The organism is Phreatobacter sp., from assembly GCF_022843985.1.
GTDB lineage: Bacteria > Pseudomonadota > Alphaproteobacteria > Rhizobiales > Phreatobacteraceae > Phreatobacter.
Genome location: NZ_JALHMP010000010.1, coordinates 33,897 through 49,179, shown reverse-complemented (window position 1 = coordinate 49,179; position 15,283 = coordinate 33,897). Strand labels below are relative to the sequence as shown.

At 67.4% G+C, this 15,283-nt stretch carries 14 protein-coding genes; 6 read left to right on the top strand and 8 right to left on the bottom strand.

Annotated features, from left to right (window positions below; genetic code table 11):
* Positions 1-314: 314 nt before the first annotated feature.
* The gene (gene rpmF / locus Q0C57_RS08975; RefSeq protein WP_106750512.1) at positions 315-506 is read left to right on the top strand and encodes a 50S ribosomal protein L32; all 192 of its coding nucleotides are present in this window, start codon (positions 315-317) and stop codon (positions 504-506) included.
* A 64-nt stretch (positions 507-570) separates the two neighbouring features.
* On the opposite strand, the gene Q0C57_RS08970 is transcribed toward rpmF, so the two are convergent.
* Positions 571-1,002, bottom strand: a complete 432-nt coding sequence (locus Q0C57_RS08970) for a heme-binding protein (RefSeq protein WP_296575167.1) — start codon at positions 1,000-1,002, stop codon at positions 571-573.
* A 217-nt stretch (positions 1,003-1,219) separates the two neighbouring features.
* Between Q0C57_RS08970 and ggt the strand changes: the two genes are divergently transcribed.
* Positions 1,220-2,809 (top strand): gamma-glutamyltransferase, encoded by a 1,590-nt coding sequence (gene ggt / locus Q0C57_RS08965; RefSeq protein ID WP_366937818.1) that lies wholly within the window; start codon positions 1,220-1,222, stop codon positions 2,807-2,809.
* Between the two features lie 15 nt (positions 2,810-2,824).
* Here ggt and Q0C57_RS08960 read toward each other — a convergent pair whose 3' ends face one another.
* Entirely contained in the window at positions 2,825-3,163 is a 339-nt protein-coding gene (locus Q0C57_RS08960; RefSeq protein WP_296575162.1) for a hypothetical protein, read from the bottom strand.
* A gap of 226 nt (positions 3,164-3,389) precedes the next feature.
* Between Q0C57_RS08960 and Q0C57_RS08955 the strand changes: the two genes are divergently transcribed.
* On the top strand, positions 3,390-5,132 hold the full coding sequence (locus tag Q0C57_RS08955; protein WP_296575159.1) for an EAL domain-containing protein: 1,743 nt from the start codon (positions 3,390-3,392) through the stop codon (positions 5,130-5,132).
* Between the two features lie 27 nt (positions 5,133-5,159).
* Here Q0C57_RS08955 and phaR read toward each other — a convergent pair whose 3' ends face one another.
* Positions 5,160-5,777 carry a polyhydroxyalkanoate synthesis repressor PhaR gene (gene phaR / locus Q0C57_RS08950; protein ID WP_296575157.1) on the bottom strand — a complete coding sequence of 206 codons (618 nt, stop codon included), beginning with the start codon at positions 5,775-5,777 and terminating at the stop codon, positions 5,160-5,162.
* Positions 5,778-6,011: 234 nt separating this feature from the next.
* On the opposite strand from phaR, the gene Q0C57_RS08945 reads away from it, so the two are divergent.
* Together Q0C57_RS08945 and phbB are read left to right on the top strand one after the other, a co-directional pair.
* The gene (locus Q0C57_RS08945; RefSeq protein WP_296575155.1) at positions 6,012-7,187 is read left to right on the top strand and encodes an acetyl-CoA C-acetyltransferase; all 1,176 of its coding nucleotides are present in this window, start codon (positions 6,012-6,014) and stop codon (positions 7,185-7,187) included.
* A 159-nt stretch (positions 7,188-7,346) separates the two neighbouring features.
* Positions 7,347-8,072 carry an acetoacetyl-CoA reductase gene (phbB, locus tag Q0C57_RS08940; RefSeq protein ID WP_296575152.1) on the top strand — a complete coding sequence of 242 codons (726 nt, stop codon included), beginning with the start codon at positions 7,347-7,349 and terminating at the stop codon, positions 8,070-8,072.
* Between the two features lie 54 nt (positions 8,073-8,126).
* Here phbB and Q0C57_RS08935 read toward each other — a convergent pair whose 3' ends face one another.
* The 4 genes from Q0C57_RS08935 to Q0C57_RS08920 all read right to left on the bottom strand — a co-directional run bounded on the left by Q0C57_RS08935 (position 8,127) and on the right by Q0C57_RS08920 (position 12,983).
* The gene (locus Q0C57_RS08935) at positions 8,127-8,297 is read right to left on the bottom strand and encodes a Flp family type IVb pilin (protein ID WP_296575436.1); all 171 of its coding nucleotides are present in this window, start codon (positions 8,295-8,297) and stop codon (positions 8,127-8,129) included.
* A 35-nt stretch (positions 8,298-8,332) separates the two neighbouring features.
* Complete coding sequence (locus Q0C57_RS08930; RefSeq protein ID WP_296575150.1) at positions 8,333-8,752, bottom strand: (deoxy)nucleoside triphosphate pyrophosphohydrolase; 420 nt, start codon at positions 8,750-8,752, stop codon at positions 8,333-8,335.
* Positions 8,753-8,832: 80 nt separating this feature from the next.
* Positions 8,833-10,083 (bottom strand): bifunctional glutamate N-acetyltransferase/amino-acid acetyltransferase ArgJ, encoded by a 1,251-nt coding sequence (argJ, locus tag Q0C57_RS08925; RefSeq protein WP_296575147.1) that lies wholly within the window; start codon positions 10,081-10,083, stop codon positions 8,833-8,835.
* Positions 10,084-10,181: 98 nt separating this feature from the next.
* Positions 10,182-12,983, bottom strand: a complete 2,802-nt coding sequence (locus Q0C57_RS08920; RefSeq protein ID WP_296575145.1) for an EAL domain-containing protein — start codon at positions 12,981-12,983, stop codon at positions 10,182-10,184.
* A 164-nt stretch (positions 12,984-13,147) separates the two neighbouring features.
* On the opposite strand from Q0C57_RS08920, the gene Q0C57_RS08915 reads away from it, so the two are divergent.
* Positions 13,148-14,404 carry an ABC transporter permease gene (locus Q0C57_RS08915; RefSeq protein ID WP_296575142.1) on the top strand — a complete coding sequence of 419 codons (1,257 nt, stop codon included), beginning with the start codon at positions 13,148-13,150 and terminating at the stop codon, positions 14,402-14,404.
* Positions 14,405-14,411: 7 nt separating this feature from the next.
* Here the strand turns inward: Q0C57_RS08915 and Q0C57_RS08910 are convergent, their stop codons facing one another.
* Entirely contained in the window at positions 14,412-15,245 is an 834-nt protein-coding gene (locus Q0C57_RS08910; protein ID WP_296575139.1) for a YihY/virulence factor BrkB family protein, read from the bottom strand.
* Positions 15,246-15,283: the final 38 nt, after the last annotated feature.

The following is a 15,283-nucleotide window of genomic DNA, read 5'->3' as shown; positions in this document are numbered from 1 at the left end:
CACAGGGGGAGTGCGTCCTTCGAGGCTCGGCTGTCCCGGCCTCGCACCTCAAGGATGAGGAGGTCGAGCATGGCAGCGTCGAGGGACAGAATCCTGACCTACCGTAGCGCCAGTCACCGCCATCCTCATCCTGAGGAGCGAGCGATAGCGAGCCTCGAAGGACGCACCGCCCCACTGCAGGCGATCCCGATCCGATTCACAAAACTGGTGCCGGCCTCTGGCACGCCCTGCCGAAAGCGTGTATAGGCCCGCGTCTCACGTTTCGCCGATCGCCTGGGGGGCAGACCCCTACGGCCCCGCCAGAAGAGAGTTCCATGGCCGTTCCGAGAAGAAAGACGTCGCCCTCGCGTCGCGGCATGCGCCGCTCGCATGATGCCCTCGTGGCCCCGACCTATGTCGAGGACAAGGATTCCGGCAATCTGCGCCGCCCGCACCATGTCGACCTGAAGACCGGCATGTATCGCGGCAAGCAGATCCTGAAGCCGAAGACGACGACCAACGACTGATTGCGCGGGTCTGATCGCATATGAAAAAGGCCGGTCTCGCGACCGGCCTTTTTGCTTTGGCGGATCAGGCGCCGGTATCGGCCTTGAGACCCACGGCGGCGATGCCGGCAAGGGCGCAGACCTCGTCGTTGTCCGAGCTGTCACCGGAAATGCCGACGGCCCCGAGCACCGCGCCAGCCGCGTCGCGGATGAGCACGCCGCCGGGGACCGGGGTGATGCGGTCCTTGGTCAGGCCGCCGAGGGCTGTGACGAAATGCGGGCGGTCCTTGGCCATGCGCTCCAGGGCACGGCCGCCGACGCCGACCATGACGCAGCCGAAGGCCTTGCCATGGGCGATGTCGGCGCGCAGCGGCGCATTGCCATCCTCGACGAGCGTCAGGCGGACGGCGCCGCGGGCGTCGACGATGACCACGCCGAGGGGCTTCATGCCCTTTTCGCGGCCGGTGGCGAGGGCCGCGTCGGCAAGGGTTCGGCAGATGTCGAGGGTCAGGTTCATCGTCGGCTCCAGCAGAAGGGTGTCGGCAATCGCGCATGGGCGGCCCGGCCGGGGCGCGCTTGCGTGAAGCCCTGCGCCCCGTGCACAAGCCGGACCCACCCGGATCGTGGCGGGCGACCGCGCTCTTGTGTTATCCTTAGGACAAGAATGCCGTCGCAAGCCGGTGATGACAGTTTTTCAGTCCCGGCGAAAGTCCCGGGCAAGGGAGGATGCCCCGGTGACCCATCAGACGCGCGACTTCCACAAGCCCGGACGCTCCCCCGCCTATGCCACTGAGGCGATGGCGGCAACCTCCCATCCGCTGGCGACGGCGGCGGCCATCGACATCCTCCGGGATGGCGGCACGGCAGCGGATGCGGCGATCGCGGCGGTCGGTGTGATGGCGGTCGTCGAGCCGCACATGACCGGGATCGGCGGCGACTGCTTCACGCTGATCTCCAAGCCCGGCCAGCCGATCTGGGGCTATAACGGCTCGGGCCGTGCGGCCAGGGCGGCGACGGCCGACAGGCTCCGGTCGGAAGGCTTGAAGTCCGTTCCCACCGATTCGGTTCACGCCGTCACCGTGCCGGGCGCCATCGAGGCCTGGGAAACGATCCTGAAAGCCCATGGCCGGTTCGACCTCGGCCGGGTGCTGCAGCATGCCATCCGCTATGCCAAGGGCGGCTGGCCGGTGACGCCGCGTGTCGCCTTCGACTGGCCGACGGATGCCGCGGCGCTGGCGAAGGATGCCGGTGCCTCGCGCCATTATCTCCTCAACGGACGCGCGCCCACCGCCGGCGAGCGGATGACCAGCGCGGCACTGGGTGCCACTCTGGAGGAGATCGCCGCCAAGGGTGCCAAGGGCTTCTACGAAGGCCGGGTCGCCGCCGACATCGTCGCCACGCTGAAGGCCAAGGGCGGCCTCTTGACGCTGGAGGACCTCGCCTCCCACCGCGGCACGGTCGAGACGCCGGTCATCGGTGACTACAAGGGGACGGGCGTCGCTGAACTGCCGCCCAACGGCCAGGGCATCACGGCGCTGATCATCCTCAACATCCTCGAACAGTTCGACGTCCGGAGCATGGACCCGACCTCGCCGGAGCGCCTGCATCTCGGCATCGAGGCGGCACGTCTCGCCTATTCGCTGCGCGACAGCCATGTCGGCGACCCCGCTGCGATGAAGGTGACCGTCGCGCAGCTCGTCTCCAAGGATTTCGCCAGGACCCTCGCCGGCATGATCGATCCGGGCAAGCGGACCGCCCGCCTCATCCCCCCGCCGCCGGGCACCAACACGATCTACTGCTCGATCGTCGACCGGGACCGGATGGCCGTGTCGTTCATCAACTCGCTCTTCCACCATTTCGGCTCGAAGATCTGCACGCCTGAGACCGGCGTCCTGCTGCAGAACCGTGGTTCGAGCTTCAATCTGGAGGACGGTCACCCGAACTGCATCGGCCCGGGCAAGCGGCCGATGCATACGATCATTCCCGCGATGACGCTGGAGAAGGGCGAGGTGACCAGCACCTTCGGGGTGATGGGCGGCAGCTACCAGTCGTCGGGTCATGCCCATGTGATCTGCAACATGGTCGACTACGGCATGGACCCGCAGGCGGCGATCGATTCCCCGCGGGCCTTCTTCGAGGGCGAGAAGACCACGGTCGAGCCGACCTGGCCGGCTGCCACCATCGAGAAGGTGCGGGCCATGGGCCATGACGTCGACGTGACGGTGAAGCCGATCGGCGGCGGCCAGATGATCCGCATCGACCCAACGGGATTCCTGGTCGGCGGATCGGACGCCCGCAAGGACGGTCTCGCCCTCGGCTATTGAGAACGGACGCGCCGCTCAGACGTCGCGGCGGACCAGCGAGCCGCTGGCGGTCGGCTGCGCGGCGGGATCGGCAGCCTGGTAGCGCGCATCCACCTCTTCCCGATCGGCACGCCGGCGACGGGGGGCCGGCGTCACATTGAGGCGGGCGGCGAGCAGCTGGGTGATGAAGGCGGCGGCAGGACGGGTGCTGGGCGCCCGGGCCTGGTCGAAGCGGTCGGCGCGCGGCGCCAAGGGCAGCGTCGCAAGCGCTTCGCCGAAGGTGCCCGCCGGGCGACGTGCGGCGCCGAAGCGGTCGTCGTCGCGGCGGCGCCAGCGCAGGGGCTGGGAGGTTCCTGCTGGATGGACCATGGACATGTCCCGCTCCTGTGTGGCTGACCGGACCGCGCCGATCGACGGGATGATGAGTGCAACGCGCGTGCCGGGCGTCGCGTTCCAGATCGGGACAATGCGACGGATCGGGAAAAACCATTCCCGACATGACGCTAGGTCATTTTCCTCGCTATCGCGGAGGATTCACAAGATTTCCTTCATTGTTTTGCGGCCTATTGGAGGCATTCAAACAGCGACAGGCGGAAGCGTAGTGGATCGGGCCGACATCATCAGCGCAGGCCACGGCGGGACGCATTCCGGCCCTCCAGAGGCCTCGGCAGCTGCCGACATCCTGTCTTCGGTCGGAACTGCCACCTATGACTGGGCCATCCCCTCCGACCGGATGACCTGGAGCGACAACGCTTCCGGGGTGTTGGGGATCGCTCCCCGCCATCTGGCTTCGGGCCGGGCCTATGCCCAGATGCTGGCGAAGGAATCGCCGGCCGGCCGCTACGAGGCCATTGTCAATTCACCGCATGTCGACCGTGGCGAAGGCGTCGCCTATGCGATCGAATATGCGATCCAGGCCGAAGGGGGCGCCACCCACTGGGTGGAGGATTCGGGGCGCTGGTTCGCCTCGTCCGATGGACGGCCGCTACGGGCCCATGGTGCCGTCCGCATCATCACCGAGAGCTACGAGACACGGCGCCGCCTGATCGAGGCGAGCGAGATCGATCCGATGACCGGACAGCTCTCCCGCCATCGTTTCTGCGAGGTGCTGGAAACCGCGCTTGCCGACGCCGCCAAGGTGCGTTGCTCGATCGGCCTCCTCGTCGCGGCCGTCGACAATCTCGCCCATGTCAACGAGGCCTATGGCTTCGACATCGCCGACGAGATCATCGCCTCGGTCGGCAAGCGCATCCGCACCCGGCTGCGCGGCGGCGACCTGCTCGGCCGGCTCTCCGGCAACAAGTTCGGCATGCTGATCCGCAACTGCCAGCTGGAGGATATGGAGATCGCCGCCGAACGCATCCTCAACGCGGTGCGCGACGACATCTTCCTCAGCCGGGCCGGCCCGGTCGCCATCACGGTGACGATCGGCGGGATCATCGCGCCGCGGCACGCCGACAGCCTCGCGGCCATGCTGGGGCGCGCGCAGGAAGCCCTTGACGGCATCAAGGCGCGGCGGCGCGGTGCCTTCCAGATCTATGCGCCGAGCCTGGAGCGCGAACGCGCCCGGCAGGAGAACCTGAAGACCACCGACGAGATCGTCTCCGCCCTGAATGACCGGCGCATCGGTCTGGCCTTCCAGCCGATCGTCACCGCGACACCGGACCGGCGCACGGCCTATTACGAGTGCCTGCTGCGCATCCGCCGCGCCGACGGAACGCTGCTGCCGGCGAGCGCCATCGTGCCGCTGGCCGAGAAACTCGGCCTCGTGCGCCTGGTCGATGCACGCGTCCTCGAACTCACCATGAGCGAGCTGATCGCCGCGCCCGATCTGCGACTGTCGGTCAACGTGTCACCGGCGACCACCATGGACATGAGCTGGCTCAGGTCGCTTGAGGCCTATCAGCGGACGCATCCATCGGCCGTCGAGCGGCTGATGGTGGAAATCACCGAGACCTCGGCGATCGCCGATGTCGAGGACACACGTCGCTTCGTCGCGCGCGTGCAGGGGCTGGGCTGTCGGGTGGCCATCGACGATTTCGGCGCCGGCCATACCTCGTTCCGCAACCTGCGGAAGCTCGGGATCAATTGCGTCAAGATCGACGGCGCCTTCGTCGCGAGTTTCCATGCCAATCCCGACGACCGCCATTTCGTCCAGGCCCTGCTCGACCTGGCACGGCACATGAACCTCACCACCATTGCGGAATGGGTTCCGAGCGAAGAGGTCGCCGTCACCCTCGCCGAGCTCGGCTGCAACTACCTGCAGGGCGACCATACAGGCCCCGCCAGCGACGAGCGGCCGTGGCTGACGGCCAGTGCCTCACCACTTGCGCAGAGCGCCTGACGCAGGCCGATTTCGGGACCCCCCGCCTTACTTCCGCGACAGGCTCTCGATCTTCTTCTGCATGGCCGAGAGCTGGTTCTTCAACTCGTCGAGCTCGCCGGCGGCCGGGGCCGTCGCCGCGACAGGCGCGGCCGAAGCCGCGGTCTCGGCGCCCGCCTTGGCCTCGGCGGCAGCCGCCTCGTTGTCTTCGCGCCGCGCGAAGGGCGTGAACATGGTGAAGGCCTTCTCGAACAGGTCCATATTGCGGCGGATATGCTGCTCGAAGGGTGCGACCAGCGGGTTGACGCCGACGGCCGTCGACAGCTGCTGGCGCAGCCGGTCCTGCTCCTTGGAGAGCGTGTCGATCGACAGTTCCAGATAGCGCGGCACCAGCAACTGCATGCTGTCGCCGTAGAAGCGGATGAGCTGGCGCAGGAAGGAGACCGGCAGCAGGTTCTGCCCGTCCTTGTTCTCCTGTTCGAAGATGATCTGGGTCAGCACCGAGCGGGTGATGTCGTCGCCCGACTTGGCATCGTAGACGAGGAAATCCTCGCCCGCCTTGACCATGGAGGCCAGATCCTCGAGCGTCACATAGGTCGAGGTACCCGTGTTGTAGAGACGCCGGTTCGCGTACTTCTTGATCGTGACCGGATCATTCTTAGCCATCGTTCCCCCTGGACCTGCTCGCGGCGCTCTTCCCCCGACAACGCCATGAGAGCGTCACGATAGGGTGTTTTCTCCGGTGCTGCCACGGTTTTGTGCAGCGCGGCTCCGGCCGGGCCCGGAACGCTCGCGGCATTGGCAGTTTGGCGCGGTTGACAGTGACACGCCGCCATAGACAAGGTCAGGGGAAGGTCGCCGCCGGTTGCGGCAGGCGCCGGGCTCATTCAGGAGGTTTTCATGTCCGAGGACGTCGTCATCGTCGGCGCGGCCCGCACGGCCGTCGGCTCGTTCAACGGAGCGCTCGCGTCGCTTGCCGCCCATGAACTGGGCGCCGTCGCCATCAAGGCCGCACTGGAGCGCGCCAACGTGAAGCCGGAAGAGGTCGACGAGGTCGTCTTCGGCCAGATTCTGACGGCCGGCGAGGGCCAGAACGCCGCCCGCCAGGCGGCGATGAAGGCCGGCATTCCCGCGGAGAAGACCGCCTGGGCGCTGAACCAGCTTTGCGGCTCGGGCCTGCGCACCGTGGCAGTCGGCATGCAGCAGATCGCCAATGGCGACGCCAACATCATCGTCGCCGGCGGCCAGGAGAGCATGTCGATGGCCCCGCACGTTGCGCATCTGCGCAACGGCACCAAGATGGGCTCCATGGAGATGGTCGACACCATGCTCAAGGACGGCCTCATCGACGCCTTCCACGGCTACCACATGGGGATCACCGCGGAGAACGTCGCGGAGAAGTGGCAGATCACCAAGGACGAGCAGGACCAGTTCGCCGTCGCCTCGCAGAACAAGGCGGAAGCGGCGAAGAAGGCCGGCCGGTTCAAGGACGAGATCGTCCCCGTGACCATCTCGACCCGCAAGGGCGACATTGTCGTCGACACAGACGAGTATATCCGCGACGGCGCGACCATCGACGCGCTCGGCAAGCTGCGGCCCGCCTTCAAGAAGGACGGCACCGTGACCGCCGGCAATGCCTCGGGCATCAATGACGGTGCCGCCGCCATCGTGCTGATGACGCGGTCGGAGGCGGAGAGGCGCGGCCTGAAGCCGCTCGCCACGATCCGGTCCTGGGCGACGGCCGGCGTCGATCCCGCCATTATGGGTACGGGCCCGATTCCGGCGTCGCGCAAGGCCCTGGAGAAGGCCGGCTGGACCGTGAAGGACCTCGACCTCATCGAGGCGAACGAGGCTTTCGCCGCCCAGGCGATCGCGGTGAACAAGGATATGGGCTGGGATACGGACAAGGTGAACGTCAATGGCGGCGCCATCGCCATCGGTCATCCGATCGGCGCATCCGGCGCCCGCGTGCTCGTCACCCTCCTCCACGAAATGGCGCGGCGCGACGCCAAGAAGGGCCTCGCGACTCTCTGCATCGGCGGCGGCATGGGCGTCGCCATGTGCGTCGAGCGCTGAGCCCGCCACCGGCTGCGGCCGACAATCTTCGCCGGAGGCGGTCGCCGCCTCTGGCAGGGTCTTCATCTCCCCCGATGAAGTGATGATACAACCCGTCTCACAAGAGGGCGGGAACACCGAATCGTTGATCCAAGGGAACGCCAGCGAGGGAGATCATTCATGGCGAGAGTGGCATTGGTCACGGGAGGCACGCGCGGCATCGGCGCGGCGATCTCGCGGGCCCTGAAGGACGCCGGCTACAAGGTTGCGGCAAACTATGCCGGCAATGACGAGGCGGCGGCGAAGTTTAAGGCCGAGACGGGCATTCCCGTCTACAAGTGGTCCGTCGCCGACCACGAGGCCTGCGCGGCCGGCATCCGGCAGGTGGAGGCCGAACTCGGACCGGTGGAGATTCTGGTCAACAATGCCGGCATCACCCGCGACGGCATGTTCCACAAGATGACCCTCAGCCAGTGGCGGGAGGTCATCGACACCAATCTGACCGGTGTCTTCAACATGACCCACCCGGTCTGGAGTGGCATGCGCGACCGCAAGTTCGGGCGCGTCATCACCATCTCCTCGATCAACGGCCAGAAAGGCCAGGCGGGCCAGGTGAACTATTCGGCGGCCAAGGCCGGCGACATCGGCTTCACCAAGGCCCTGGCGCAGGAAGGCGCCCGCGCCGGCATCACCGTGAACGCCATCTGCCCCGGCTATATCGGCACGGAAATGGTGGCGGCGATCGATCCGGAAGTGCTCAAGACGCGGATCCTGCCGCAGATCCCGGTCGGCCGCCTCGGCGAGCCGGAAGAGATCGCGCGGGCCGTCGTCTTCCTCGCGTCCGAGGACAGCGGCTTCATCACCGGCGCGACGCTGTCCATCAATGGCGGCCAGTACGTCGTCTGACGCGGACAAACCACAAGGCATCGTCGCGCGCAGGCGCGATGATGCCGGCCACCGTCACTTGTTCCAGGCGTTGACCAGCTTGGTGAAAAAGGTCTCGTTGACAGTGTCACCGAGCGTATAGACGGCCAGGATCACGACGCCGGCGATGCCGCTGGCAATGAGCGAATATTCGATCGCGGTGGCGCCGGAGCTGTCCGAAGTGAAGCGCCTGATCAGGCGTGTCATGTGCCGAAAGCTGCGGGCCATCCTGGCGTCTCCTCTCAGTCGCGCGCCTCGCCGAGCAATTCGGTGAGGAAGGGGATCAAGGGCTCGTCGGCCGCCGGCATCGGATAATCCCTCAGCCGGCCCGGCTTGACCCATAGAAGCCGCTGCCCTTCGCGACCCTGGACGCTTCCCTCCCACCTCCGGCAGACCCACAGCGGCATGAACAGCTGAAAAGTCTCGTAGGCGTGGCTGGCAAAGGTCAGCGGCGCGAGGCAGGGTTCCTCGACACGGATCCCGAGCTCCTCGCGCAGCTCGCGGATCAGCGTCTCTTCCGGCCTCTCGCCCGGCTCGACCTTCCCGCCGGGGAACTCCCAAAGACCCGCGAGAGGCTTGCCTGCCGGCCGCTCCGCCAGGAGGATCCGGTTGTCCGGATCAACCAGGGCGCAGGCGGCAACAAAAACCAGCCTCAAGGTCATGGCGATGCCTGTTCTAGCCCAGAGAAGTTAACGTTTGCGCTGAGGTATAGGCGAAACCTGGCCCAATGCGCGACAGATCGTCAGGACCGGTAGTCACCGTTGATCGCGACATAGTCCTTGGTCAGGTCGCAGGTCATGACCCGCGCGGTGCCGCGCCCGAGCCCGAGGTCGGCGGTGACGGTGATCACATCCGCCTTCATCACGGCGCTGGCGGCCGCCTCGTCATAGGCGGGGTCCCGCTCGCCGCGATGGGCGACCCGGACATCGCCGAAGGAAATCGACAGAAGGTCGCGTTCGGCAGGTTCCCCCGCCTTGCCGACGGCCATCACGACGCGCCCCCAGTTGGCGTCCTCGCCGGCGATCGCGGTCTTGACCAGCGGCGAGTCGGCGATCGACTTGGCGACACGGAAGGCCGAGGCGGCGGAGACGGCGCCCTTGACCACAACGTGGACCAGCTTCCGCGCGCCCTCGCCGTCGCGGGCAACCTGTTCGGCGAGATCGGCAAGGACGGCCTGGAGGGCCTTGCGGAACCCGGCGAGCCGGCGGTCGCCGGTTTCGGCGATGCGCGGCGCACCGCGTTTCTCGGCGGCGCCGGTGGCGAACAGCATCAAGGTGTCGGAGGTGGAGGTGTCGCTGTCCACCGTGACGGCGTTGAACGTCGTCCTGACGCCCTTCGACAGGAGCGCCTGCAGGACGGGGGCTTCGATCGGCGCGTCGGTGAAGACAAAGGAGAGCATCGTGGCCATGTCCGGGGCGATCATGCCGGCGCCCTTGGCCATGCCGTTGATGGTGACCGTGACGCCGCCGAGACGGGCCGTCGCCGTGGCGACCTTCGGGAAGGTGTCGGTGGTCATGATGGCCCTGGCGGCGTCGAGCCAGCCGTCGGCACGGCCGGCGGCGAAGGTCCTGTCGAGCACGGCATCATATTTCGTCGCATCCAGCGGCTCGCCGATGACACCGGTCGAGGCGAGGAAGACCTCGGACTGCTTGCAGCCGGCCGCCTTGGCCGCGATCTTCGCGGTCAGGGCCACGGCGTCGCGGCCCTTGCGGCCGGTGAAGGCGTTGGCATTGCCGGAATTGACGACGAGGGCACGCGCCCGTCCGCCAGCCAGATTGGCGCGGCACCAGTCGACCGGCGCCGATGGGCATTTCGAGCGGGTGAAGACGCCGGCGACCGTCGTGCCGGCCGCCAAGCCCACAGCCAGGACATCGGTACGGTTCTTGTAGCGGATGCCGGCCTCGGCGGTAGCCAGGGTCACGCCGTCGATCGGCGGCATGGAGGGCACCGTCTTCGGTGCGAGAGGGGAAACGGGGGGCACGAACTTGGCCATGGCGATCCTCGGCTGCCGCAATGAGGTTCAGGACGGCCCTGCCCTTAACCCAAGGCCGGCGAGACGGGAAGGTGGGCTACGCATGGATTATCGCCGCGTCATGCGCGCACGCCGCCGGTCCTGGCGAAGGGATCCAGCGTCAGCACATGGCCGCCCGGGAACCTGTCGAAGACGGCGGGGAGGTCTTTGGCGGGTTCAGGCCGCCCGAACAGAAACCCTTGGGCTTCCGTGCAGCGCTCCTCGCGCAGGAAAGCGAGCTGTTCTTCGGTTTCGACGCCTTCAGCCGTGCTGATGATGCCAAGGCTGTCGCACATGCCCGTCACGGCCCGGATGATGGCGCTGCTCTCTCTGGTCCCCGACAGATCCTTGACGAAAGACCGGTCGATCTTGACCTTGTCGAAGGGGAACGTGCGCAGGTAGCCGAGCGAGGAATAGCCCGTGCCGAAATCATCCATGGCGAGGGCGCAGCCGGTCTGCTTGAGGCGGAGAAGCGCGTTCATCGCGCCCTCGACATCGTCCATCAGCGCGTTTTCGGTGATCTCCAGTTCCAGCCGCGCCGGCGCGAGGCCCGAACGCTTCAATGCCGCGTCGACGATATCGGGGAAGTTGCTGTCGGCAAGCTGCTTGGGCGAGACGTTGACGGCAACCTTGACCGGGCGCGGCCAGAGCGCGGCGTCGGCGCAGGCCTTGTCCAGCACCCAGCGGCCCAGCGCGCCGATCAGCCCGATATCTTCTGCGAGGCCGATGAAGTCGCCCGGCGGCACCGTGCCGCGCTCGGGATGGTGCCAGCGGACGAGCGCCTCGAACCCGACGAGGGCGCAGGAGCCGACCGCCACGATGGGCTGGTAGTGCAGGGCGAACTGGCCCTGCGCGACGGCCGCCCTGAGGTCGCGTTCCAGGCGGAGGCGCACCTGCATGGAAGCGTCCATCGCCTGTTCGAAAAAGGCGAACCGGGCGCGCCCGTCCATCTTGGCGCGATCCAGGGCGATGTCGGCATTGCGCAGGACGGCAACGGGACCTTCCTCATCCGGCAGGGCGATGCCGATACTGGCCGTAATCGCCACGGAATGGTCGCCGATCAGCATGGGGGCAGCGATGGCCTCGACGATCGCATGGGCAAGGGACGAGGCCGCTTCGGGCTGGGCGCCGTTCATCTGGATGACCGCGAATTCGTCGCCGCCGATCCGGGCCACGATATCGCCCGTCTGGATGCATGCCTTCAGGCGCTCCGCGACCATCACCAGGACGGCATCACCGATGGCATGGCCAAGGGAGTCGTTGACCCATTTGAACCGATCAAGGTCGATGCACAGCACCGCCGTCTGGACTGCCCCCGGGCCGCTGTCGCAGACAGCCGCGAGGCGGTCCTGGAAGAACAGCCGGTTGCGGAGCCCGGTCATCGGGTCATGCTGGGCAAGATGGGCGATGCGGGCCTGGGCGTCGCGGCGGGCATCGACATCCTCGATGACGCCGATCCATTCCTCGCCGGTGCCGTCCTCGCTGTCGACCTTCGTGCCGCGCGAGCGGACCCAGCGCCAAGTGCCGTCGGTGCGACGGATGCGGTATTCGATGTCGAACTGGTCGCGGCTCTGCTGGGCCTCGATCCAGGCGGCGCGGACGAGCGGCGCGTCGTCGGGGTGGAGATTGTCGTACCAGGAGAGGTCCAGGGCGCCCCAGGGGGCTTCGATGTCGGTGGACGAGCCCGCGAGCCGCTCCCAGCCGGTGGCGCTGACGACGCCGGCCGTGTCACGACGCCAGAAGACCAGTGCACCCGTGCTGGCGAGCAAACGGTAGCGCTTCTCGCTCTGGGCGAGGCTTCTGGCAACCTGTCCCTGCGCCTCGGCACGGTCTCGCAGCACGCGTTCCGACACTTCCAGACTGCGGCGCAGATCCTCGAACTCAGCGATACCCGAGGGCGCGGCCACGGCGGGAGTGGCTCCGTCATTCCCGGCGGCGACCTGCCTCGCCCGCGCGACGAGGGTCTGGACCGGGCGCAGGACCGTCTTGCCGATCCAGGCGGCAGCGAGCAGGGCGAGCAGAAGGGCGCCGATGGCGCCGACACCCAGGTCGATCAGGGGAGCCTGGTTGCGGGCGCGGAAGATGCTGAGCGGTTCCCCCACCCCCAGAACCCAGCCCGGCGTACCCTTGAGCGTCTGGAAGGCGAAGACGACCGAGCGACCGTCCGCCGTATGGCCTTCGAAAATGCCGGCTTCGGAGCCGATCGCCTTGATCCGGGCCAATTCCGGTACCGGCTGGCCGACAAAAGCGGGGCTGTCGCGTGAGCGCGCGATGAAATGACCCTGACCATCGACGACGGCCAGGACACGGTCCGTCTCGGCCGTATCCGACTGCTGGAGGACGTGGACCAGGCGCCCGGGCGGGATCACGAGGGCAGCGAAGCGGATGGTGGCCTCGTCGAAAGCCACGAGGGCGGCGATGGCGATCCGCTGCGAATTCGTGCCGGGATCGGTGAAGAGATCGGAGACGGCGGCCTTGCCCGTCTGCATGGCCCGACGCAGGACGTCCAGCGGAATGCCCTGCGGCGACAGGCCCTGCCGATCCGGGATGCCGGTCAGGGTGGCGAAAACCTCTTCCACCAACCGGCCACCAATCTTCTGCTCCGCGGCGGCGGCCCAGGGATCGACACCTTCCGTCGACGGAACCGCATGGGGCACCCGGACGAGCACGTCGAGCAGCGTCGCCCCGGCCGCGATTTCGCCCTCGGCTGCCCGCGCCAGCGTGCGGGCCGTATCGAGAAGGCGGGCGGCGGCGGCGGTCTCATAGGCCCGACCGGCCTGCAACAGGGCGAGGGCGGCGGCCACAATCATCGGCACCAGCGCCACGATCACCAGGCCGCCGAGATACCAATTCAGGCCAAAACGGACAGACCCGCTGCTCACCTGCGCCGCATGCTCTCCGCCATGTCGGGCCGAATCGCTCAAGTGTGTCATTGCCTCACGAAAAGCAGACATATCTTACCATAGGGGAAAGACACAGTGCTTTCGTGCATTAATGGCCCTCAACGGAACATCTCCCTTACGGGCAATTCATGTGTGGGGCGGCGATGGTCTGCTATCATCGCGCCATGACCATGATGGAAGCGATCCGAGAAGCCCTTTCGGCCCTGCGGGCACACAAGCTGCGCTCGGCCTTGACCATGCTCGGCATGGTGATCGGCGTCGCCGCGGTCATTGCCATGGTGGCGATCGGCGGCGGGGCCCGCGACCGCGTGCTGGCGCAGGTCCAGTCGCTCGGCGCCAATCTGTTCATCGTCCTGCCCGGCAACGTGACCCAGGGCGGCGTGCGCCTCGGGCTCGGCGCCTCCTCCTCGCTGACGGAGGACGATGCCCGCGCCATCGAGGCGGAGGTGCCAAGCGTCCAGGTGACGGCCCCCAACAGCCGCACCCGGACGCAGGTGGTCGCCGGCGGCAATAACTGGTTCACCGAGGTGGTGGGCGTCGATCTCGGCTGGTTCGAGGCACGGGAATGGTCGATTGCGACCGGTCGGCTCTTCGAGCCGGAGGAAACCTCGCGCGGCGGCCAGGTGGTGATCCTCGGCCAGACGGTGGCGCGCAACCTGTTCGGCGAAGGCGTCGACCCCATTGGCGAGACCGTCCGCATCCGGGCCGTCCCCTTCACGGTGATCGGTGTCATGGCCTCCAAGGGCCAGTCGATGATGGGGCAGGACCAGGACGACACGACCTTCGTGCCGCTGCCGACCCTGCGGCAGAGGCTGGTCGGGGTGAACCGCGCCAATGCCCGCTCGGTCGGGGTGATCCACGTCAAGATCCGCGAGGGCGAGAGCATGGCCCAGGCGGAAGACGACATCCGTCAGCTGCTGCGCCAGCGGCACCGGCTGCAGCCCGGCCAGGAGGACGATTTCCAGATCCGCAACCTCACGGAAATCGCCAATACGGCAGCGGGCGCCGCCACCACCCTGTCGCTGCTGCTGGCGGCGGTGGCCGCGATATCCCTCGCCGTCGGCGGCATCGGCATCATGAACATCATGCTGGTCAGCGTCACGGAACGCACGCGGGAGATCGGGCTGAGGCTGGCGGTCGGCGCCAGGCGGCGCGACGTCATGCGCCAGTTTCTCATCGAGGCGACGTCCCTGGCAGCCATCGGCGGCGTCATCGGCATCATGGTGGGGCTCGGCGCCGCCTTTGCGGTCTCCGCCCGGTTCGGCTGGCCGCTGCTCGTCGAGCCGCAGTCGATCCTGGGCGCTGTCCTGTTCTCCGGGCTCGTCGGAGTTTTCTTCGGCTGGTACCCGGCCAAGCGGGCGAGCCTTCTCGACCCGATCACGGCCTTGCGGACGGTGTGAAGTCGCGTCAGACGATGCGGCCGCTGGCGCGCCCGATCGCCGCGTTGAACTCGCCGCCGAGGACGAAGATGGCGGCGGAATAGTAGAGGAACACCAGCGCGACCATGACCGAAGCGAGGCCGGCATAGGTGTTGACGTAATTCTGGGCGAAGCTGGCGAGATAGGTGCCGAACAGGCTGCCGGCGGCCAGCCACAGGACCAGGGTGATGACGATGCCCGGCAGCACGTCGATGAACCGGCGGCGTCCGGCCGGCAGGAACAGGTGCACCAGGGTCAGGGCGATGACGATGACGAGGGACGCCGCTGCCACGCGCAGGAACAGCACCACCCAGCCGAGCGGTGCGAGGCCCGGCACGAAACGCACTGCCGTCGCCCAGATCAGCGGGCCGAGGACCACGAGAACCGCCACAACCAGCAAGGCCAGGGCCCCGACGAGCACATAGGCGATGGATTCCAGGCGGCACATGTACCACCAGCGGCCTTCGCGCACCTCGTAGGCGCGGTTGAGGGATGTTCGCAGGGCCTCGACGCCGTTGGAGGCGAAGTAGACCGCGAGCAGGGCGCCGATGGTGAGGAGGTCGGTGCGCGTCGTCGTCAACACGGTCTCGATCTCCCGGGCGATGGGCCGGGCCACCACTTCCGGCCAGGCCTCGAGCAGGATGCGCGTGACCTCGTCGCCATAGGGCCGCACACCGGCGAAGCTCGCCAGCGCCGTGACCAGGATGAGGAACGGAAACAGCGACATCAGCCCGTTGAGGGCGATGTGGCTGGCGGTTGCCCAGCCGTCATTCGCCAGGAACCGGTCAACTGCGTCCCAGGTGACGCGCCATGCCTTGAGCATCGGTGATCCTTCTTCTCGGGCGATCTTTCGCGGCAAAG

What these genes read in the sequence shown, in the direction of transcription:
- Q0C57_RS08935 (WP_296575436.1), bottom strand. Translation starts at nt 8,297, where the DNA reads ATGACACGCCTGATCAGGCGCTTCACTTCGGACAGCTCCGGCGCCACC.
- phaR (WP_296575157.1), bottom strand. Translation starts at nt 5,777, where the DNA reads ATGGCTAAGAATGATCCGGTCACGATCAAGAAGTACGCGAACCGGCGT.
- Q0C57_RS08970 (WP_296575167.1), bottom strand. Translation starts at nt 1,002, where the DNA reads ATGAACCTGACCCTCGACATCTGCCGAACCCTTGCCGACGCGGCCCTC.
- Q0C57_RS08960 (WP_296575162.1), bottom strand. Translation starts at nt 3,163, where the DNA reads ATGTCCATGGTCCATCCAGCAGGAACCTCCCAGCCCCTGCGCTGGCGC.
- argJ (WP_296575147.1), bottom strand. Translation starts at nt 10,083, where the DNA reads ATGGCCAAGTTCGTGCCCCCCGTTTCCCCTCTCGCACCGAAGACGGTG.
- rpmF (WP_106750512.1), top strand. Translation starts at nt 315, where the DNA reads ATGGCCGTTCCGAGAAGAAAGACGTCGCCCTCGCGTCGCGGCATGCGC.
- Q0C57_RS08930 (WP_296575150.1), bottom strand. Translation starts at nt 8,752, where the DNA reads ATGACCTTGAGGCTGGTTTTTGTTGCCGCCTGCGCCCTGGTTGATCCG.
- phbB (WP_296575152.1), top strand. Translation starts at nt 7,347, where the DNA reads ATGGCGAGAGTGGCATTGGTCACGGGAGGCACGCGCGGCATCGGCGCG.
- Q0C57_RS08910 (WP_296575139.1), bottom strand. Translation starts at nt 15,245, where the DNA reads ATGCTCAAGGCATGGCGCGTCACCTGGGACGCAGTTGACCGGTTCCTG.
- Q0C57_RS08915 (WP_296575142.1), top strand. Translation starts at nt 13,148, where the DNA reads ATGGTCTGCTATCATCGCGCCATGACCATGATGGAAGCGATCCGAGAA.
- Q0C57_RS08945 (WP_296575155.1), top strand. Translation starts at nt 6,012, where the DNA reads ATGTCCGAGGACGTCGTCATCGTCGGCGCGGCCCGCACGGCCGTCGGC.